General features: G+C 32.0%; 20 protein-coding genes. All 20 read left to right on the top strand.

Annotated features, from left to right (window positions below; translation table 11 throughout):
* The first annotated feature begins 247 nt into the window (after positions 1-247).
* The gene (locus RCH18_RS06100) at positions 248-961 is read left to right on the top strand and encodes an esterase family protein (RefSeq protein ID WP_326935865.1); all 714 of its coding nucleotides are present in this window, start codon (positions 248-250) and stop codon (positions 959-961) included.
* Positions 962-979: 18 nt separating this feature from the next.
* Positions 980-1,927, top strand: coding sequence for an ATP-grasp domain-containing protein (locus RCH18_RS06095; protein WP_326935864.1), 948 nt, complete (start codon positions 980-982; stop codon positions 1,925-1,927).
* 158 nt (positions 1,928-2,085) lie between these two features.
* Positions 2,086-3,192 carry a carboxylate-amine ligase gene (locus RCH18_RS06090; protein ID WP_326935863.1) on the top strand — a complete coding sequence of 369 codons (1,107 nt, stop codon included), beginning with the start codon at positions 2,086-2,088 and terminating at the stop codon, positions 3,190-3,192.
* A gap of 43 nt (positions 3,193-3,235) precedes the next feature.
* Positions 3,236-4,066, top strand: coding sequence for a type 1 glutamine amidotransferase (locus RCH18_RS06085; protein WP_326935862.1), 831 nt, complete (start codon positions 3,236-3,238; stop codon positions 4,064-4,066).
* Between the two features lie 11 nt (positions 4,067-4,077).
* Positions 4,078-5,268, top strand: a complete 1,191-nt coding sequence (locus RCH18_RS06080) for a hypothetical protein (protein ID WP_326935861.1) — start codon at positions 4,078-4,080, stop codon at positions 5,266-5,268.
* 1,112 nt (positions 5,269-6,380) lie between these two features.
* Complete coding sequence (locus RCH18_RS06075) at positions 6,381-6,992, top strand: beta-class carbonic anhydrase (protein WP_326935860.1); 612 nt, start codon at positions 6,381-6,383, stop codon at positions 6,990-6,992.
* Positions 6,993-8,500: 1,508 nt separating this feature from the next.
* Positions 8,501-9,061 carry a gluconate 2-dehydrogenase subunit 3 family protein gene (locus tag RCH18_RS06070; protein ID WP_326935859.1) on the top strand — a complete coding sequence of 187 codons (561 nt, stop codon included), beginning with the start codon at positions 8,501-8,503 and terminating at the stop codon, positions 9,059-9,061.
* A gap of 46 nt (positions 9,062-9,107) precedes the next feature.
* Positions 9,108-10,811 (top strand): GMC family oxidoreductase, encoded by a 1,704-nt coding sequence (locus tag RCH18_RS06065; RefSeq protein ID WP_326935858.1) that lies wholly within the window; start codon positions 9,108-9,110, stop codon positions 10,809-10,811.
* A 10-nt stretch (positions 10,812-10,821) separates the two neighbouring features.
* Complete coding sequence (locus RCH18_RS06060) at positions 10,822-11,979, top strand: Gfo/Idh/MocA family protein (protein ID WP_326935857.1); 1,158 nt, start codon at positions 10,822-10,824, stop codon at positions 11,977-11,979.
* Between the two features lie 7 nt (positions 11,980-11,986).
* On the top strand, positions 11,987-13,039 hold the full coding sequence (locus RCH18_RS06055) for a sugar phosphate isomerase/epimerase family protein (protein WP_326935856.1): 1,053 nt from the start codon (positions 11,987-11,989) through the stop codon (positions 13,037-13,039).
* A gap of 13 nt (positions 13,040-13,052) precedes the next feature.
* Positions 13,053-13,418 carry a c-type cytochrome gene (locus tag RCH18_RS06050; RefSeq protein WP_326935855.1) on the top strand — a complete coding sequence of 122 codons (366 nt, stop codon included), beginning with the start codon at positions 13,053-13,055 and terminating at the stop codon, positions 13,416-13,418.
* A gap of 49 nt (positions 13,419-13,467) precedes the next feature.
* A complete protein-coding gene (locus RCH18_RS06045; RefSeq protein ID WP_326935854.1) occupies positions 13,468-14,925 on the top strand; it encodes a Gfo/Idh/MocA family protein in 1,458 nt (485 codons plus the stop codon).
* Positions 14,926-14,956: 31 nt separating this feature from the next.
* Complete coding sequence (locus RCH18_RS06040) at positions 14,957-15,688, top strand: 3-keto-disaccharide hydrolase (RefSeq protein ID WP_326935853.1); 732 nt, start codon at positions 14,957-14,959, stop codon at positions 15,686-15,688.
* A gap of 48 nt (positions 15,689-15,736) precedes the next feature.
* Positions 15,737-16,972, top strand: coding sequence for a nucleoside permease (locus RCH18_RS06035; protein WP_326935852.1), 1,236 nt, complete (start codon positions 15,737-15,739; stop codon positions 16,970-16,972).
* 11 nt (positions 16,973-16,983) lie between these two features.
* On the top strand, positions 16,984-17,874 hold the full coding sequence (locus tag RCH18_RS06030; RefSeq protein WP_326935851.1) for a hydroxypyruvate isomerase family protein: 891 nt from the start codon (positions 16,984-16,986) through the stop codon (positions 17,872-17,874).
* A 42-nt stretch (positions 17,875-17,916) separates the two neighbouring features.
* Positions 17,917-18,792 carry a sugar phosphate isomerase/epimerase family protein gene (locus tag RCH18_RS06025; RefSeq protein WP_326935850.1) on the top strand — a complete coding sequence of 292 codons (876 nt, stop codon included), beginning with the start codon at positions 17,917-17,919 and terminating at the stop codon, positions 18,790-18,792.
* 249 nt (positions 18,793-19,041) lie between these two features.
* Complete coding sequence (locus RCH18_RS06020) at positions 19,042-20,049, top strand: NAD-dependent epimerase/dehydratase family protein (protein ID WP_326935849.1); 1,008 nt, start codon at positions 19,042-19,044, stop codon at positions 20,047-20,049.
* A gap of 12 nt (positions 20,050-20,061) precedes the next feature.
* A complete protein-coding gene (locus RCH18_RS06015) occupies positions 20,062-20,478 on the top strand; it encodes a DUF2141 domain-containing protein (RefSeq protein WP_326935848.1) in 417 nt (138 codons plus the stop codon).
* A gap of 431 nt (positions 20,479-20,909) precedes the next feature.
* Positions 20,910-21,761, top strand: coding sequence for an aldose 1-epimerase family protein (locus RCH18_RS06010; RefSeq protein ID WP_326935847.1), 852 nt, complete (start codon positions 20,910-20,912; stop codon positions 21,759-21,761).
* 10 nt (positions 21,762-21,771) lie between these two features.
* Positions 21,772-22,323, top strand: coding sequence for a GNAT family N-acetyltransferase (locus tag RCH18_RS06005; protein WP_326935846.1), 552 nt, complete (start codon positions 21,772-21,774; stop codon positions 22,321-22,323).
* The last annotated feature ends 78 nt before the right edge of the window (positions 22,324-22,401 follow it).

Here is a 22,401-nt window from a genome sequence, read left to right as displayed (position 1 = left end):
TATTGCGTCTTTGTCCTATTGGTTAAACTGATTAAAAAGAATGTCGTCAATTGATAGTAATAGAATGGCGTAGAATAATTTTAACTTCAATTATACATTTGCTAAGAAAAGACAAATTGATCTCCATTAATCTATCAATTATTTAAAATTTAATATAGTTTATCATTCAAATCATAATTATTTCATTCTTTAATTTATTTATGCCTGAACTATATTTATTTTCATTATAATTGTTAAAATTTAATATATGAAGGAAGAATATTTTAAATGGCACTCTCCTAATTTAAATCGAGAAATAGAGATGCTAGTTTATGGACATAGTGGCTATCCGGTGGTATTATTCCCCACTTCCATGGGATCGTACCATGAGAATAAAGATATGGGATTGATAGAATCCGCAAGATGGTATATAGAACAAGGATTAATTCAAATTTTTTGTCCCGATAGCGTTGATAAAGATAGTTTTTATAACAAGCAAATTCATCCTGTACATCGCATAGAAAATCATGTGCGTTATGATAAAATGATTTGTCATGAAATAGTTGAAAGAGTAAAAAACAACACGCCATCTGGTAAAGTTGTAGTAGCTGGTTGTAGTTTTGGCGGTTATCACGCTGCCAATTTTGCTTTTAAACATCCTGGTTATGTTAGCCATTTATTTTCTTTGAGTGGCGCCTTTACAATTAAAAACTTTATGGACGGTTTTCACAATGACGATGTATTTTACAATAGTCCAGAGGATTATTTATATGGTTTAAACGATCATGAATTGTGGAATATGGATATCGTTCTAGGGACTTCAAATTGGGATATTTGTTTTGATGCCAATCTAAAATTAAGTAAAATTTTAAGCGATAAGAATGTTCACCACTGGTTAGATATTCGTCAGGATCAAAAACATGATTGGCCATTATGGATAGAAATGTTTCCGCATTATTTATCAAGAATTAATTTTTTTTAAAAATATAAATAGACAAAAATGAAAAAAATAGGAATTTTATTTGGAATGGAAGACACTTTTCCACAGGCGTTTATAGACAGAGTAAACTCAAAAAATGAAAAGGGAATTATAGCTGAAGCTGTTTCTATTGATAAGGTAGTGCAAAACAAGGGTGGAGAATATGCGGTTATCATTGATCGTATTTCGCAAGATGTTCCCTTTTATCGTGCTTACTTAAAAAACGCCGCTCTAACAGGCACTAATGTTATAAACAACCCTTTTTGGTGGAGTGCTGACGACAAGTTTTTTAATAACGCATTAGCAGATACTTTAGGAGTGCCATTGCCTAACACGGTAATTTTACCATCAGCTGAACATCCTACTGATACTACAGGAAAGTCTTTCAGAAATCTAAAATACCCAATGGACTGGGAAGGAATTTTTGATTATATAGGTTTTCCAGCGTATATGAAACCGTATGCTGGTGGTGGCTGGAAAAATGTTTACCGATTAGAAAACAAAGAAGAGTTTTGGGAAAAGCATCAAGAAACAGGACAATTAGTAATGATGTTACAAGAAGAAATCGTTTTTACTGAATATTTTAGAGTGTATTGTTTAGGCGGTAAAGCAGTTCGTATTATGCAATATGAACCTAGAAATCCACATCACTTGCGATATGTAATTGATGGACCAGCTACTGATAAAAAATTATTGGCCACGGTAAAAGATTACACTTTAAGACTTTGTAAGGGATTGGGTTATGATTTTAATACAGTTGAATTTGCGGTGAGAGATGGGATTCCCTATGCAATTGATTTCGGTAATCCAGCTCCCGATGCAGAATTGACCTCTGTTGGTGCTGACAATTTTGAATGGGTTGTTGAGGAGGCTGCTAAAATGGCAATCGCTGCTGCAAAAAAACAAAAAGCAGGAAAAATGAATTTGACTTGGGGAACTTTTATAAAAGATGCTGCTGGTGAAAAATAATGTGGATTTAGTATCCTAATATCCCAGCTCCGATTGTCCCGATGCTTCGGGAGAAATTCTTTTTTAGTTGTTTTGAATTTGCCTTCAAAGCAAATTTTAAAACAGTTAAAAAAAAATGAAACGCAAAGCGGGATAAAGCTTCCAAAAAAAATATGCAAATGAAGAAACTACCAATATTTACACTAGGTGTAGAAGAAGAATATCAAATTATAGATCCTGAGACAAGAGATTTGCGTTCGCATTTGTCAAAAATCGTCGACGGGGCCAAGATCATTTTAAATGAGCAAGTAAAAGCTGAAATGCATCAATCGGTGGTGGAAGTAGGTACTAATATTTGTAATAATATAATAGATGCTCGAAATGAAATTCGGTTTTTGCGTTGCAAAATAGTTGAATTAGCTAATAAGCAAGATTTAATTGTAGGTGGCGCAGGTACACATCCATTTTCTAAATGGCAAGATCAGCCTATCACTGATGATCCGCGTTATCACGATATTGTGAACGAACTGCAAGACGCTGCCCGTTCTAATTTAATTTTTGGAATGCACTGTCATGTGGGTATCGAAAATAGAGAAATAGGCTTGCAACTAATGAATCAAGCTACTTATTTTCTACCGCATATATTCGCTCTTTCTACCAATTCACCATTTTGGGAAGGAAGACAAACAGGCTATAAATCTTTTAGAACTAAAGTATTTGACAAATTTCCTAGAACAGGATTGCCAGAATATTTTGACTCAGTAGCGTCTTATCAAAATTTTTTGGATACTCTTGTGAAAACAAAATGTATCGATAATCCCAAGAAGATATGGTGGGATTTACGTTTGCATCCTTTTTACAATACAATCGAATTTAGAATTTGTGATATGTGTTTAACGGTGGATGAAACGATTTGTATAGTAGCTATAATTCAGGCAATTGTAGCTAAACTTTACAAATTAAACATGAATAACACCAGTTTTAATGTTTATAGAATTGCGTTGATTAAAGAAAATAAATTTCGTGCCGCGCGATATGGAATTGAGAATAATATGATCGATTTTGGATTACAAAAAGAAGTTGAAACTAAGATGCTAATTCTTGAACTACTCGATTTTATTGATGATGTTGTTGATGAATTAGGCAGTCGAGACGAAATAAACTTTGTACATGAAATTTTAAAAAACGGAACTGGTGCTGACAAGCAATTGGCCGTTTTTAATGAAACAGGAGAACTCTCAAGTGTGGTCGATTTTATTACTGGAGAATTTACAAAAGGATTGTAAAATAAAAAAATTAACTTTGCATATCCCTAATTAATAAATCTTTATGTTAAATAAAATTTTTAAAATAGCGCTGTTAGATATGTATAACGGCGAACCAAATCAAGGAATGCGCTGTATTATTGACGTTATCAATCGGTTTAGTCCTGTAGTTAGTTTTGAAATATTTAATGTTCGACAAAAATGCGAATTTCCAGATATTGAGAAATTTGATATTTATATTTCTACTGGTGGTCCAGGAAATCCATTAATTGGCGATGGAAATTGGGATACTAAATATTACGAATTTATAGATCTACTCACAAAATGGAATAATGAAAATGCAGTGAAAAAGCATGTTTTATTTATTTGTCACTCTTTCCAAATGGCTTGTTTGCATTTTGGTTTAGCTACCGTTACAAAAAGAAATGATACTTCTTTTGGAGTTATGACTATTCATAAAACTAAAGAAGGATTGACTGATTCCTTATTTGAAGGACTTGCAGATCCATTTTATGGAATTGATTCTCGTGATTATCAAGTAGTACAGCCAAAATTGAGTGTTTTTACTAAAAAAGGTGCGAAAATAATATCACTAGAAAAAATTAGAGATCATGTGCAGTATGAGCGTGCAATTATGGCAGTGCGCTTCACTAATTATTTTGTGGGAACACAATTTCATCCTGAAGCTGATCCAATAAGTTTTGTAGCACACTTGCGAAATAAAACAGCAAAAGAAAAAATCAAAAGCATCAAGGGTGAGAAAAAGTTTCGTGATATGCTCGAAGATTTGATGGATGATGATAAAATTTATAAAACTAATGAAACCTTAATTCCTAATTTTCTGAGAACGGCGATTAACGACTTGATGAAAACAAAAAAAATATTATCAAATTAATTTAAAAGTTTATGATTGCGAAATATCGGGAGTTGTTTAATGCTCAATTTACAGATCAAAAATACCAAGATTTCAAAGATGACATCGCTTCCGATTTTAAATATCTACCAACTTTTAGAGTGGGCGAAACTCCGTTTTTTATTTCAAATGAGTTAAAGCAACAGTTAATTGAAGGTTGTAATGAAGTTATTTCTTTTATAAAAAAAGATAATTTTAAACAATTAACCGATAAATCATTAGAACTTAATCATAAAGTTCCAAATGAAGATGAGCATACTACATTTTTAGCAATTGATTTTGGTATTTGCGAAGAAGACGGTTTGGTTGTTCCTAAATTAATTGAAGTTCAAGGATTTCCTTCGCTTTATAATTATCAATCAAAACTTTACGAAAAATTTAAAAATCAGTATCCATTTCTGGAAGAACTAACTCCTTTTTTTGATGGAATAGACAGTCAAAGTTATCATGATATCATAGAAGAGGTTATTTGTAATCATCATATAAAGGAAAATGTTATTCTGCTTGAAATTGAACCTGAAAAGCAAAACACAAAAATTGACTTTTATTATTGTAAAAGAGATATTGGAATTCCAATAGTTTGCGTCACTGAATTAATTAAAAAAGGAAAACAGCTTTTTTATAAAAATAACCACGGTGAAGAGATTCTTGTAAAACGAATTTATAATCGTGTTATATTCGATGAACTGGATTTGCGCGCTGATTTAAAAATGAATTTTCATTTCTCAGATGATTTAGATGTAGAATGGGCAGGACATCCCAATTGGTTTTTTAGAATTAGCAAATTTATTTTGCCTTTCTTAAAAGGTAAATACTTTATAGAAACTACTTTATTAAGTGAGTTGACAGAAATTCCAGAAGATTTAGAAAATTACGTCTTAAAACCAATTTTTTCCTTTTCAGGAACTGGTGTTATTTTTCATGTCAAAAAAGAAGATATTTATGCCGTTGTTGAAAAAGAACTTTATATACTTCAGAAAAAAGTTCATTATAAACCAATAGTACAATCGCCTGATGGAAAAGTAAAAGCCGAAGTCCGTGTTCTTTGTGCCTGGAAAAAAGAAGATGAATCTCCTACCCTACTTTGTAATTTAGTTCGCCTGAGTCGTGGCGAGATGATTGGAGTAAAATTTAATAAAGACAAAGACTGGGTTGGTGGAACATTAGGTTTGTTTGAGAGGTAGAGTTCGCATTTTATAAAATGAAAAGACTAGGTTTTAATATCTTTTCAAAAATTATCGAAGAACAAGGATTCTTCAAATAATTGCTATTCAGTATTTATAATTGCGAATTACTTTTAAGTCAAATAAGTAATAGAGCGCGCATCATAAACGAAAGATGCTATTATTAAATTAATCCGTAATAATTAATTTTTATTATGTTATATAGAAATCATTGTTGTCCGATTAAAGTTAAACAGACTTTAATTTTACTATAAAATATGGTGCTCCCGAAATATATACGATTTTTTGCTTTAAATTTGAGCAGGAAAAAAAATCTAAATTAGCAGATTTATTTCAACAACAAGAAAAGGATTTTTAAAGGATTTTAAAGTACAAGTTGTTTAAAAGCCTTCATAGAAAGAAACATTGGAATTTTAGAGATAAAACAATGGTATAACCTAGTGCTACCAATAAAACATATTTCCTTATAATTAATGATTTTATATATTTATATACAATAATTGATTTGCATATATACAATGTTATAAGTTGATATTTAAGCAATATTTAAAAACAAATGATGCACAGAGATACTTCAAGAGGCTAGAGATAAACATGGTTAACCAGAAATATGTAATAAAGATCAAAGTAGTAACCACACATACTTAGTGCATGCTGCATTATTGACAAACAATGATACAAAAATATTAATAGATGGAAAAGAACTTGCTATTGATTATGTTTTCATTGAAAGGATGTGCAGCACAATATAATAAGGAATGTATATTTTCAGTCCTACGGCAATAGTTTAAAATGATACAATGGATTAAATAAACATTTTTTGTTTTGTAATAATCAGTGTTTTTATAGTTGATTAGATTATAAAACACCAAGTGAAATGTGTCATAAATTATAAGTAGCGTAAATTCAGAATTACTTTTTCTAACCTTTTTAATGGATCAAAATTTATCTCAGATTGGAACCAAGTAACTGGGAAATTAAGCCATAAAATTATCTTGAGTTTTAGAGAAATTTGTATCATTAATGGGTCGTAGTATAGATATTAAAATAAATTATTAAGCAACATATAAAATAAGTACAAAAATTAATAAAAACCGTAAGATTAAAATAGCATGAAAGAAAATAATTTATTACAGAAAGAAACCAGTAAAGTACACCAGGAGGTACTCGACGCCAATAAAAATTATTCTGCCAGTTTTGGAGAAAAAAAAGATTTGGGATTGCCTCCTGCTAGAAAATTTGCAATTCTTACTTGCATGGATGCCCGTCTTGATCCTGCAAAATATGCTGGTTTATCTGAGGGTGACGCCCATGTGATCAGAAATGCGGGCGGGCGGGCAAGTGATGACGCTATCCGGTCCTTAGTAATTTCACACAAACTTTTAGGAACAGATGAGTGGTTTGTCATTCATCATACGGACTGTGGTATGGAATATTTCACCGATGAAATTATACGCAGTTTACTTTCTAAAAGTCTCTCTACCGCATCAATTGATCAAGACGGATGGAAAAATGTGACCGAGAAAGGCGGCTCTAACGAAGCAAATAATATTTCTTTTCTAACCATTGCCAACCAAACAGAAAGTATAATTGAAGATGTCAAACGAATTAAAAACCATCAATTGGTACCGTCTTATATTCCAGTTTACGGATATATTTACGATGTTAAGTCAGGAAAATTAATAGAAATTCCTGAGGCGACAATTTTAGGGAAAGCAACATAAAAAATTATATATTTTAATAGCACATAGCTAATCAGTTGTCCACGCACTTAAAGTAAGTTGATGAGCAACAATTTTTAAAAACAGATTATAAAAAATCATTCTAGTTGTCAACATTATCGTTATAAATAATAAAAAATGATTTATTGTGTCATTTTGTCTCGCTATGTGGAGTCGAAGCGTTTACCCTAGTAAGCTTTTTACTCCGCTCAAGATGACAAAAATTAGGATTTCAGGATCACTTTGAATACGAGAAACCCCCTAATTTGTGATCTAACATTAAGACAATAATTTGTTCCTGTAATAATTCTGTATTACTTCTTAATACGTACTGTGTTTATTTCTTTTGATTTATTTGATTTACTCTTGAAATTATTTAAAATAAAACACATTTTTCAACAATTTAACCTAGCACAGAATCACTATTAGAAGCCATAGCAAAACAAGCTTTGCAGATCAAAGCGCTTAGAAAATAACTAAATAGTTCAAACTTGAACTTGCGTTTATAAAAGTAAAAAAAATAATAACAGCTGTTTTTAAACCATATAGAATTGAAAATCATATAAAAATTAATTATTTCGTGCACAAGTAAACAAGTTAAAAACTGAAAGGGCAACCAAGACATCAGCCAAAAACATTTTAGTTTTCATTAGATATAAGTTAGATTGATCAAGAATTGCAACATCTGTCAGATTATTACAATTCTCCTGGCATAAGTTTCGTGAGTGCTGAAAAAATATCAGTAGATAAACGCAGATAGTTAATACGCCACTCGTTAAACCCATACTAATTGAATATCAAATTTTCAATATAAACTGTACTTATTTTAATGTGTAGAGTAACAAATTTATACAAAATATACCTTTAAAACTTCTATACGGGGAATAGCGTACATTTTAAAGTGATTTACTCAAAAATCAAAAAAAATGTTTTATTTATTGATTAAGTACAGTATTTGACGCAACGCTTATTCCAGAAAAGATAAAACAATAGTTATTGTAATTGAGCCAAAATATTCGGGAACGTACTGGCAACATTTGCGCTTTACCTGCAGTATTGTCAGTTATAATACAGGATATAAAGAGAATAAATAATTACAAATATTTTTTGTTTTTTTTAAATTTAGAAAAATACTCATTGCAATGTATATCCTTGAGGATAGTTCAAGATAATAGTATAAAACTCTCAATGGTTAAATCACGAAATGTACACATACTATCATTGTCCATATAACTTCTTCCTAAATCGTTTTTTGATACTAAAATACTTACCTAAGATACATTTACTTGGTATTATTTATTTCAAAATATTACATTTTTAATTATTTTTTCAAAGATACGCTATCACTTAATGGCTTTTTGAGACGAAATAGGCGAAACTATTATTAAATAATGAATTATTGCAACAATTTAGTATTTTAAAAACATATATAACTTTTTTTTCGTTATAATTGTATTGATTAAATAACTATATATTCTTCAGTATTAATTAATAGTTTTAATAATTAAATAATGGATAGACGTAAAGCACTAAAAAATGTAGCTTTTTTATTGGGAGCTGCTATATCATCAAATACAATTTCTGTTTTGTTTGAAGGAATGGGATTCAATGATGATTCTAAATTGAAATTATTTTTTTCAGCAAGCGATGAGGAAATTTTAGGTGAATATGCAGAGATTATTATACCTACTACTGCCTCTTCAGGCGGCGCAAAAGCTGCCGGATTAGGTGCTTTTATTCCTATGATATTAAGAGATTGCTATCCTTCAAATATGCAAGAACTTTTTGCAACAGGAATGAAGGAAATGCTCGTTAAATGCCAAAAAGAGTACAATAAAGATTTTTTATCAATGAATGTTGCTGAACGTAATAAGTTGATGACTGATTTAACGGCTGAGGCAATTGCCAATAAAAAGAAACCTTCCTTTTTTATGATCGCTCGGGATTTGACCTTATTGGGTTATTTTTCATCCGAGATAGGTTGTACACAACTTCGAGAATATGTTTCTATTCCTGGCAGATATGATGGAAGCGCTGATTATAAACCGGGTCAGAAAGCTTGGGCAACCTAAAAAAATATCTAAATACAATTTATTACAAACTTTAAACTTCTTAAAAGTGAATATAAATACTAATTTAAAAAAAGAAAATACATACGACGCTATAGTCGTAGGATCAGGAATAAGCGGTGGTTGGGCTGCAAAAGAACTCACTGAAAAAGGACTTAAAGTGTTGATGCTGGAACGCGGAATGAATATTGAACATATCAAGGATTATGATTCCGCTATGAAAGCCCCATGGGAATTTGAACGCGCGGGCAGACTTACGCAAGAGCAAAAACGAACACATCCTGTTCAAACAAGAGATTATCCCTATAATGAAGCTACCGAAAAATGGTGGGTTAATGATTTAGATTGTCCATACACGGAGGACAAGCGATTTGACTGGTATAGAGGATTTCATGTGGGTGGAAAATCACTTATGTGGGGACGACAAAGCTATCGTTTTAGCGAACATAATTTTGAAGATAATGCAAAAGATGGTCATGGAAATGACTGGCCTATTCGTTATAAAGATATAACAAAATGGTATGATTATGTAGAGAAATTTGCTGGAATCAGCGGTCAAAAAGAGAATTGGCCTTTATTACCTGATAGTAAGTTTTTACCGCCAATGGATCTAAACTGTGTTGAAAAATCAGTGAAGGAAAGATTAGAAAAACATTATAACTATACCAGATTGTTAACTATCGGTAGAACGGCTAATTTAACCGTTCCTCACAAAGGACGCGGAAGCTGCCAATATAGAAATTTATGTAGTCGTGGTTGCCCATTTGGAGCCTATTTCAGTACGCAATCTTCTACTTTACCAGCTGCAATGGCAACTAATAGGTTAACAGTTCGTCCTTACTCTATTGTCAATCATATCATTTATGATAAAGACACTAAAAAAGCTAAGGGTGTTATGGTCATTGATGCAGAAACAAACGAAACTATGGAGTTTTACGCCAAAATTGTATTTGTAAATGCTTCAACGTTAGGTTCCACTTTCTTATTATTAAATTCAACTTCAGAGGCGCATCCTAACGGAATGGGTAATGCAAGCGGTCAATTAGGTCATAATTTAATGGATCATCATTTCCGTTGTGGTGCTGAAGGTACTGCAGAAGGTTTTGAAGATAAATACACTTATGGACGAAGAGCAAATGGAATTTATATTCCACGATACCAAAATGTGGGCAGCGATAAAAGAGATTACTTAAGAGGTTTTGGTTATCAAGGTGGAGCTAGTCGAGGATCTTGGCATAAAGAAGTAGCCGAATTAGCTTTTGGTGAAAACTTTAAGGAAACAATGGCACTGCCAGCTGATTCATGGAGTATGGGACTAGGTGGTTTTGGTGAAATGTTACCGTATTACGAAAATAAAGTATATATCGATCATTCGAAAAAAGATAAATGGGGCCAACCCGTTCTTGCTATTGATTGTGAATATAAAGAAAATGAAGCAAAAATGCGGGAAGATATGATGAATGACGCAGCAGAAATGCTGGAAGCGTCAGGAATCAAAAACGTACGAACCTATGATAATAATTGTTTTCCAGGAATGGCAATTCATGAAATGGGAACAGCTAGAATGGGTAATGATCCCAAAGATTCTGTGTTGAATAAATATAATCAGCTGCATGAAGTGAATAATGTTTTTGTCACTGATGGTGCTTGTATGCCATCTGTTGCTTGTCAAAATCCTTCTTTGACCTTTATGGCTTTGACAGCTCGTGCCTGTGATCATGCTGTGAAAGAGTTGAAAAAAGGAAATATTTAAACCCATAATAATGATTAGAAAATTAAAAATGGGTATGATAGGTGGCGGTAAAAACGCATTTATTGGAGCCGTTCATCGCATCGCTGCAAATATTGACGGCTTAGTTGAATTGCATTGTGGTGCCTTTAGTTCAAATTCAGCAGTTTCTAAAGAGTCAGGAAAAGATTTGTTTCTTAACGAAGAAAAATGTTATAATTCTTATGAAGAAATGATTGTTGCAGAAAGTAAACTACCATTATTAGAACGAATGGATTTTGTGACTATTGTAACACCTAATTTTGCTCATTTCAAACCCGCTATGATGGCTTTAGATCATGGTTTTCATGTTGTAATAGACAAACCAATCACTTTAAGTCTTGACGAAGCTAAACAACTACAGCAAAAAGTTCAGGAAACTGGATTATTGTTGTGCTTAACTCACACTTATTCAGGTTATCCTATGGTTAAGCAAGCTCGAAAAATGGTGTCTGACGATAAACTTGGGAATATTCGAAAAATAATGGTCGAATACAATCAAGGTTGGTTAAGTTCCTCGTTTGAAAGTGAAGGGAATAAACAGGCATTGTGGAGAACAGATCCTGCGTTGAGCGGTATTAGTGGCTGCATGGGAGATATTGGCACGCACGCTGCTCAATTAGCAGAATACATTTCTGGTTTAAAAATAACTCAGTTGTGCGCGGATATTAATATTGTTGTAGATGGTCGTCAATTAGATGATGATGGAAATGTGCTTTTAAAATTTGACAATGGAGCCAATGGTATTTTAGTAGCTACACAAATAGCTGCGGGAGAAGAAAATAATTTAAATATTAAGATTTACGGTGAAAAAGGCGGTTTAGAATGGCATCAAATGGAGCCTAATTCATTAATAATAAAGTGGACAGATGCACCAATGCAAATTTATCGCACTGGAAATGATTATTTATCAGATGAAGCTAAAGCAAATTCAAGAATACCTAGTGGCCATCCAGAAGGCTATTTAGAAGCATTTGCTAATATCTATCGAAACTTTGCTTTGACTTTATCAGCACTATTAGAGGGAAATGAGCCGAGTGCTACAATGTTAGATTTTCCAACAGTTAAGGATGGCGTGCGAGGAATGGCTTTTATCGAAAGTGTAATAGCCTCTGGCCAATCAGATCAGAAGTGGTTTGATTTTAAAATTTAAATAGATAATGACAACTATACAAGGACCAGCAGTTTTCTTAGCACAGTTTATCAGCAATGAAGCACCATTTAATTCCTTAGACGGAATTTGTAAATGGGCTGCTGATTTAGGTTTTCATGGCTTACAGATGCCCACTTTAGACAATCGCTTTATCGATTTGCGCAAGGCAGCCGAAAGCAAAACCTATGCTGATGAGCTAAAAGGTAAAATTGCTTCTTACGGATTAGAAATAACAGAATTATCAACTCATTTACAAGGACAATTAGTAGCTGTTCATCCTGCTTATGATGATTTTTTTGATGCATTTGCACCTAAGGAAGTGCACGGAAAATCTAAAGCACGCCAAGAATGGGCGGTACAACAATTAGAATATGCAGCAAAAGCATCTCAAAATTTGGGTTTGAATGCGCATGCTACCTTTAGTGGTTCGCTGCTTTGGCAATATTTTCATCCTTGGCCGCAACGACCAGCTGGATTAGTCGAAGATGGTTTTAAAGAATTGGCTAAAAGATGGCTCCCTATCTTAAACCAATTTGATCAAGCAGGTATTGACTTATGTTATGAAATTCATCCAGGAGAAGATTTATTTGATGGAGAAACGTATGAAATGTTTTTAAAGGCAGTAAATAATCATTCCAGAGCTTGTATTTTATATGATCCCTCCCATTTTGTACTACAACAATTAGATTATATCCAATATATTGATTTTTACCACGAGCGAATAAAAGCTTTTCATGTAAAGGATGCTGAATTTAATCCTACGGGTAAGCAAGGAACTTTTGGAGGTTATCAAAGCTGGATTAATCGTGCAGGTCGCTATCGTTCTCCAGGAGACGGCCAAGTTGATTTTAAAACAATTTTTAGCAAATTAGCCCAATATGATTTCACAGGATGGGCAGTAATGGAATGGGAATGCTGTATTAAAAATCAAGAAGATGGAGCCAGAGAAGGGGCAGAATTTATCAAAAAACATATCATAAAAGTTACTGATAAAGCTTTTGATGATTTTGCAGCTGTAGAAACTAACCAAGCTTTTAATAGAAAAAATTTAGGATTATAAATATTGTAATAAGATGAAATATAACTATTTAATATTAGGAATTGCATTGATAACTTTAACCTCCTTTGATCGTAAATTAGATAAAAATAACTATGTCAATAAGTTTGAAATAATCTATCAAAATTCTGAAGGAGAAAAATTAATAGCTAAATCGGACTGTATAGGTTGCCATAAAATTGATAAAAAATTAATTGGTCCCTCCTATCTTGATGTTGCCAACAAATATCCTAACAATGATAAAAGCATTAATTATTTAGCTGGTAAAATTATTAAAGGCGGATCTGGGGTTTGGGGAGCAATTCCCATGGCTGCTCATGGTTCAATGAAAAAGGAAGAAGCGAAAACAATAGCGAAATATATTTTATCGTTAAAAAAATAGTAACGTAATGCTAAAGAATTAATTAACCAACCGAACTTTTAAATTTTAGATGGAAAAAGAAGAAAAAAACAATAACTTAATTAATAACCGTCGTGATTTTATAAAATCTACTGCAATCGCTGCGGCAGCCTTTATGATTGTGCCACGCCATGTTTTAGGCCGGGGATTTGTGGCTCCAAGTGATCGATTGTTGATTGCTGGAATTGGTGTTGGAGGAAAAGGGCAATCTGATATTGCCATGTTTGCCAAAAGTGGAAAAGCTGATATTGCTTTTTTATGTGACGTAGATACCCGAAGAGCTGCTAAAAGTGTAGAAGCATTTCCAAAAGCTAAATTTTATAAAGATTGGCGCGAAATGTTAGATAAAGAACACAAAAACTTTGACGCGGTTTCTGTTTCAACGCCAGATCATAACCATGCCATTCAAACTTTGGCAGCCATGCAATTAGGAAAACATGTTTATGTTCAAAAACCACTCACACACGATATTTATGAAGCTAGAATATTAACTCAAGCTGCTAAAAAATATAAAGTTGTCACTCAAATGGGCAATCAAGGTTCTTCAAATGATGGTACTAGAATAATGCGAGAATGGTACGAGGCCGGTTTAATAGGTGATGTTCACACAGTAAAAGCTTGGACGGATCGCCCAGTTTGGCCACAAGGAATTCCATGGCCTAACACAAGCTCTGAAATTCCAAAAGAACTAGACTGGGATTTATGGTTAGGAACAGCACCACAAAAAAATTATGTGGACAAATTAGTTCCATTTAATTGGCGCGGCTGGTGGGATTATGGAACTGGAGCACTAGGTGATATGGGATGCCACTTAATCGATTCTCCGTTTAGTATTTTAAATTTAAAATATGCCAAGGATGTTCAATGTAGTGTGGGTTCGGTATATGTTGATGAATTTAAAAGAGGTTATTTCCCTGACAGTTGCCCTCCTTCTAGTTATGTTACGTTAACTTTTCCAAAGACGGATAAAACAAAAGGCGATGTAAAATTACATTGGATGGATGGAGGCATTCAACCCGAAAGACCAGCTGAATTAGAACCAAATGAAATTTTTGGAGATGGGGGAAATGGTACATTGTTTATAGGGACGAAAGGAAAAATGATGTGCGATACCTATGGGTTAAATCCACGTTTATTACCGCTAAGCCGTAATGAAAACATTAAGGTTGCTCAAAAATATGCTCGTGTAACTGATGGATCGAATGGACATTACAAGCAATGGGTTGAAGCTTCAATTGCAGGTTATGGAAAGCACGAATTAAGTTCGCCATTTGAAATTGCAGGCCCTTTAACTGAGGCACTATTAATGGCAAACTTAGCCATTAGAGGATATGATTTAAAGCGTGATGAACTAGGTGAAGATGTGTATCCAGGACGCTCGGTAAAGTTATTATGGGACAATAACAATATGAAAATAACAAACTTCGATGAAGTTAATCAGTTTGTAAAGCGAGATTACCGAGAAGGGTGGAAAGATTTAATATTGTAAATATTTTAAACAAAACTTAAATAGAAATAAAATGAAAAAAAATATCGGTATTTCAATAGTACTTATGCTATTGTTTCAAACAATACACGCACAAATGATTCCAAAAGGATTTAAATCAATATTTGATGGAAAAACAACCGATGGATGGCATACGTATGGTAAAGAAAAAGCAACTGCAGGCTGGAAAGCAGAAAATGGAGTTTTACATTTTGATCCTACTGTAGCTAAGAATGGACAAGGCGGTGATCTTGTTACTGATAAAGAATATGAAAATTTCCATTTGAAATTGGAATGGAAAGTGGCGCCAAACGCCAATAGCGGTATTATCTTTTATGTGAATGAGGATTTAGCAAAATTCAAAAATACTTACGAAACAGGATTAGAAATGCAAGTGCTCGATAATGATGGTCATCCTGATGGCAAAATTGAAAAGCATAGAGCTGGTAATTTATATGATTTAATAAAAAGTACTTCTGAGCCTGTTAAACCTGTTGGAGAATGGAATTCAGTTGATATTGTTTGTAAATTTGGAAAGCTAACCATGCAATTAAACGGTGTAAAAGTAGTAGAAACAATGCTTTGGGATGATAATTTTAATACTTTAATCGCTGGCAGTAAATTTGCAACTTGGCCAGGTTTTGCTAAATATAAAAAAGGTAAAATCGCATTGCAAGATCACGGAGATAATGTATGGTATAGAAATATTATGATAAAAGAGTGGAATACAATGGAAATTACTACCGGGTGTGAAAACGGCTTGTAGTAATTAAAGAATTAGAAAACAACCAAAATAATTAACCAAAATTATAGAATGAATACCACCACTCGATTAAAATTATCCCTAATGATGTTTTTAGAATTTTTCATTTGGGGAGCTTGGTTTGTAACTTTAGGAACATTTTTAGGTAGCAATCTTAAAGCTTCAGGATCAGAATCAGCTGCTGTTTTTTCAACACAATCTTGGGGTGCTATAATTGCTCCTTTTATTATTGGATTGATTGCAGATCGCTACTTTAATGCTGAAAAAATTCTAGGGATTCTGCATTTAGTAGGTGCTTTTTTAATGTATCAAATGTATCAATCAGATGATATTGGATCATTTTATATTTACGTTTTAAGTTATATGATTTTATATATGCCCACTTTAGCATTGGTAAATTCAGTTGCTTTTAACCAAATGAAAAATCCAGAAAAAGAATTTCCAAATATTCGAGTTTGGGGAACAATTGGTTGGATTTTAGCTGGTTTATCTATTAGCTTTTTATTTCATTGGGATTCTGCTGAAGCTATCACACAAGGACTGTTGAAGAACACGTTTATATTAGCAGGAATCGCTGCTTTGATTCTAGGTATTTTTAGTTTTTCTTTACCTAAAACACCACCAAAAGTGGCTAATACTGACAAAGTAAAGATTGGTGATTTACTAGGTTTTGATGCTTTACGATTACTAAAAGATAGAAACTTTGCTATATTTTTTGTCTCTTCCATTTTAATCTGTATTCCGTTAGCTTTTTATTATCAAAATGCCCATCCTTTTTTGACAGATGTAGGAATGGAAAATCCTACTGGTAAAATGGCCATTGGACAAGTTTCAGAAGCTTTATTTTTACTATTGATTCCTGTTTTCTTTGTTCGTTTTGGATTTAAAGTGACTATTTTAGTTGGAATGTTTGCTTGGGCGGTTCGTTATGCGCTGTTTGCTTATGGAAATGCTAATGATCTTAGCTTTATGTTGATCATTGGTATTGCTTTACATGGTATTTGCTATGACTTCTTTTTTGTGGCTGGTCAAATTTATACCAATTCAAAGGCGGGTGAAAAATATAAAAGTGCAGCTCAAGGTTTAATAACACTTGCCACTTATGGTGTGGGAATGTTAATAGGGTTTATGGTTGCAGGATGGATCACCGATAATTACAAAACATTTGAAGGGAAAATTAATTGGGAAATGGTTTGGATTATCCCAGCGGGAATCGCTTTAATCGTTTTTACACTTTTTGCTATTTTTTTCAACGAAAAAAATAAGACAGACATTAAACCAATCTAAATGTAATTAAAATGAATTCAAATATAAGCAGACGATCTGTGATTAAAAATATTGTTGCTGGCGCAGTTGCACTTAATATCCCGACGGGTTTATCGGCTGCAGAAAAATCACTGAACACAACAATAAAACATCAAAAGATGAAAGGTAACATAAATCACTCGGTCGCTCGATGGTGCTTTAGTAGTATAGATTTAGAAACGCTTTGCATAGAATCTAAAAAAATAGGAATAACTGCCATCGATTTACTAGGACCAGCGGAATGGCCTATTGCGAAAAAACACGGACTTGATTCAGCAATGTGTAATGGTGCTGAAATTAACTTAGTGGACGGATTTAATGATCCTAAATTTCATGAGATCCTGATAAAAAAATATACCGAAATGATTCCCATGGTCGCTAAGGCGGGTTATAAAAATCTCATTTGCTTTAGTGGTAATAAAAGAGGAAAAACAGATGAAGAAGGATGGACAAATTGCGTCAAAGGATTACAAGCATTAATACCTTTAGCTGAAAAACATAACGTAGTTTTAATAATGGAATTATTAAATAGTAAAATAGACCATAAGGATTATCAATGTGACACTACAAAATGGGGTGTTGAACTCGCCAAACGTTTAGGCTCAGAAAATTTTAAATTATTATACGACATTTATCACATGCAAATAGATGAAGGTGATGTCATTCGAACCATAAGGGATAATCATAAATATATAGGTCATTATCACACTGCAGGTGTGCCTGGTAGAAATGAAATTGATGAAACACAGGAGTTGAACTATGGGGCAATTATGAAAGCAATTGTTAACACCGGATTTAAAGGATATGTAGCACAAGAGTTTATTCCTAAAAATCCAAACAAGATAGACTCACTTAGAAAAGCGATTGAAATTTGCGATATTTAAAATAAAATATTTTCTTTTGGTAACAACAAAAATTTAGAATCAATGATAAAAAGACGAGATTTTTTAATAAATAGCAGTTTAGCATTAGGTGCTTTAGCCATTGCTCCTTCCTTTGCTTTAAATGCAAAAAAGATAAATATAGGACTCCAACTTTATTCGCTAAGAGAATCTTTTTCAAAGGATGTAAAAGGAGTTTTAGAACAAGTTGCTAAAGCAGGATTTAAGGAAGTAGAGACTTATGGTTATTCATCTGCAAAAAATGGATTTTTTGGAACTTCGGCTAAGGAATTTAAGTCTGTTATGTCTAACAACGGATTAAAAAACCCAAGCGGACATTATGATTTAGGCTCATTATTGAAAGATGGAAATTTAGAGACTTTAAAGAAAACAGTTGAAGCTGCAACATTTTTTGGCAACAAATATATTACAATACCATGGATAGATGAAACGATACGAAAAAGTGCAGATGATTACAAGAGAATTGCTGAAAGTATGAATAAAGCGGCAGTTATTTGTAGCAGTGCCAATTTAAAACTTGCTTATCATAATCATGCTTTCGAATTTACAACTTTTGGAAATACAAGTGGATACCAAATTTTATTAGATGAAACCGATAAAAATTTAGTTGATTTTGAACTTGATTTATACTGGGTAGAACGATCAGGAAATGATTCTTTGCAGTTATTCAAGGATAATCCTGGACGTTTCAGTATGTGGCATGTCAAAGATATGGATAAAGATAATCAAGATTTCAATACTGAGATTGGAAAAGGAACAATTGATTTTAAGGCTATTTTTGCTGAAGCCAAGCTTTCAGGAATGAAGCATTTTTTTATAGAACACGAAACAAATTATTACCCTAATCCTATTGAATCAGTAAAAGCAAGTTGTACTTATGTTGATAAAAATTTAATATAAATAGTATCTATTATTTCTAAAAGGAGTTTTTTTTATTTAAACTTTAAAAAAATATTTTTTAATGGTAAGTATTTAAAATTCAGCATTTTTGTATTAACGCAAATTTATAATTTCTCAATTAAAATTTTATAATCAAGAATTAAGTAGTTGTTAGAGTTGTTTTAGTAATCTTTTTATAGCCATTATGTTTTATTGGATCAAAAATTGTGTGGCGTAGTTTAAATTATAATAAACAGAAAAACGAAAGACATGATTAAGAAAAATATATTAATTACTGGCGCTTCTGGAACTGTAGGATTTGAAGTTTTAAAACAACTCATAGAAATTAATTCCTACTCACTACTAGTTTTTGATAAAAAAACCAAAAATTCAGTTCGAAAGTTCAAGCCATATCACAATAAAATCCAAATAATTTACGGTGATATTACAAACATAGAAGATTTAGCTTTTATAAAAAATATAGATGTAGTTATTCATTTGGCGGCTGTGATTCCACCTTTTGCAGATGATTTTCCAGAAATAGCTCAGAAAGTTAATTTGCGAGGAACTCGAAATCTATTGTCACAATTAGAAAATTATTCGCCTAATGCTTTTATGATGTATAGTTCTAGTATCTCTGTTTATGGAGATAGAGTTTTAAACCCATATATAAAAGTTGATGATCTATTAGAGCCTAGTGATGGAGATCATTATGGGATCACTAAAATGGCTGCTGAAAAAACTATAAAAGATAGTAATTTAAACTATACCATATTTAGATTAGCGGCCATCATGGGCAATCATAAAATTTCAAAATTGATGTTTCATCAGCCTTTGAATACCGCTTTAGAAATTGCAACTCCTCACGATGCAGCACGAGCGTTTGTAAATGGAATTGAAAAGCAGAAAGAACTGTCACGAAAGATTTTCAATTTAGGTGGCGGTATTGATTGTCGCATTATTTACAAAGACTTTCTTGAACAATCTTTTGCTATTTTTGGAATGGGAAAAGTTAATTTTCCAAATCATACATTTGCTGAAAAAAATTTCCATTGTGGTTATTATGCTGATGGCGATGATTTAGAGCATATTGTACATTTTAGAAAAGACACTTTAAATGATTATTTTAAAATGGAAAAACAAAAAGTACACTTTGCCAATAAAATTGTAACGACACTTTTTAAAGATCCAATTAAATGGTTTTTGTTAAAAAAGTCAGAACCATATCAAGCCTATAAGAGTCAGGATCTTTTAAAAATGAATCATTATTTTAACTAAAGAACAAGCAGTATGAGCAATTTTATTTTACTATTATCCATCCTATCAACATTTTTTGCAACTGAAAATCCAGAGCTGACGATCAAAATAAGCAATATCAACAAATTAAAAGGTGAGATTAAAGTTGGAATTTTTAATAAAGAACTGAATTTTTTAAAAGAAAATGCTACTTTAAAAAACTATTCCATAAAGGTCAAAGATAATTCGGTAATCTTGATTATAAATGATTTACCGAAAGGAGAATATGCTGTGACCATTTATCACGATGAAAATTCAGATAATCAATGTAATAGAAATTTTATAGGACTTCCAACGGAAGGTTATGGTTTTTCAAATAATTTTAAACCCAAATTTGGACCTCCAAAATTCAAAGATTGTAAATTTACACTAACTGAAAACAAGAGCCTAAATATTAAAATGATTAATTAAATATTAGTTGTTAATGAATTCGTAAAACAAAGTAATAAAACCTTACTGTTGTAAAGTAAATATAGCTTGTCCTTTGTTTTTTAGCTATAAAATTAAGTGGTTAAAAACTAAAAAAATAATGATTTTAAAATCCTAAATTTTCATCCAGGATTTTTTATAGTTATGCCTCTGATAACAGGGTTTATTTTAAAATATTTTAGAATATTTCAATTTATAAAGCATCATAACTATTTATTATTGCATCTAATTGTCATCGTGCAAGTACTAACATGTCCGTAATTTGAAAATAACTGATATCACTTTAAACTTGATTAAGCATTATTGTTAAAAACGTACATGACTTATACGGTTAAAACAAACCACATTATTTTATTCTAATTATTTAAAATATATTTACAATTATTATAACGCTTTAATTATCCGTCTATACTTTGATAACAACAATTCAGAATTCTAAAATCACAGCACAAATTAAACATCTTGGAGCGGAATTATGTTCACTTCAAAACAATCATGGTAAAGAGTATATGTGGGATGGAAAACCGCAATTCTGGGCTAAGCACTCCCCTATTTTATTTCCTATTGTTGGTACTTTAAAAAATGATTCTTATCATTATAACGATCAAAAATACACACTATCTCGACACGGTTTTGCTCGTGATATGGAATTTAGATTAAGTGATAAACAGGAAAACAGAGTTGTTTTTACTTTACACCATTCTGATAAGACTTTGATTATATATCCTTTTGAATTTGAATTACACCTTATTTATACAGTAATTGACAGCACTTTAACTATAGAATATGTAGTAATAAATGGTGGAAATTCAAAAATGCCATTTTCAATTGGCGGACATCCTGCCTTTTCTTTACCAAAAAATTTTGAAACCTATTCAATTATTTTTGAAAAAGAAGAAGCCTTAGAGTATCATATTTTAACGGATAATTTAATTATTAATGATAAAAAAGTCTTAGTATTGGAAAATAATTATCTTCCATTAAGCTATGAATTATTCAAAAATGATGCGTTAATATTTAAAAAAATAGAATCGAATTCTTTAATTATTCTTGAAAATAACCAACCATACTTAAAAGTTAGTTTTGAAGATTTTCCTAATCTTGGTATTTGGACGCTAGATAATGCTCCTTTTATTTGTATTGAACCTTGGTTTGGTTATTCTGATACTAATAATGGCATTAGTAATTTATTCGAAAAGGAAGGAATTCAAATTTTGAATCCAGCTGAAGTTTTCACTTCAAAATTTAGTATCGAAACCTATTAAAAACAATGGAATGTTATCTGTAAATTTTAGCCCTTTTCACAATTTAGAAACAAAACGTTTACTATTGAGAAGAGTAAATAATAATGATGTTAAAGAAGTATTAGCACTGCGATCTAATCCAGAAACAATGAAGTTTATTCCAAGACCTTTATTAATTAATGATCAAGATGCATTAGCACATATAGCCATGATCGACTTTAAAATTGATAATAATGAGGGGATTAATTGGGCTATAACATTAAAAGGCAGTGATAAATTAATAGGATTGATTGGTCATTATAGAATTAAAGAACAACATTATAGAGCAGAAATCGGCTATATGATACTTCCAGAATATAATGGCAAAGGTATTGTAACAGAAGCGGTAAATGCAGCAGTGATTTACGGATTTGATGTGATGCATTTACATTCTATTGAAGCTATAATACAACCTGCTAATTTAGCTTCTGCCAAAGTGTTGGAAAAAAGTGGATTTGTTAAAGAAGCTCATCTTAAAGAAAATGAATATTATGATGGTCGGTTTATTGATAGTGTGATCTATTCGATTGTAAATATTAAATAGCACTAATTATTTCTACGGGTATAAAAAACAAACTTAATCTTTACATTTGCAGCCGCTGCTTAATGAAATTATTTTTAA

The organism is Flavobacterium sp. PL11 (assembly GCF_035985025.1).
In the GTDB taxonomy this organism is placed as follows: Bacteria; Bacteroidota; Bacteroidia; order Flavobacteriales; family Flavobacteriaceae; genus Flavobacterium.
This window is presented reverse-complemented; position numbering and strand designations above follow the sequence as displayed.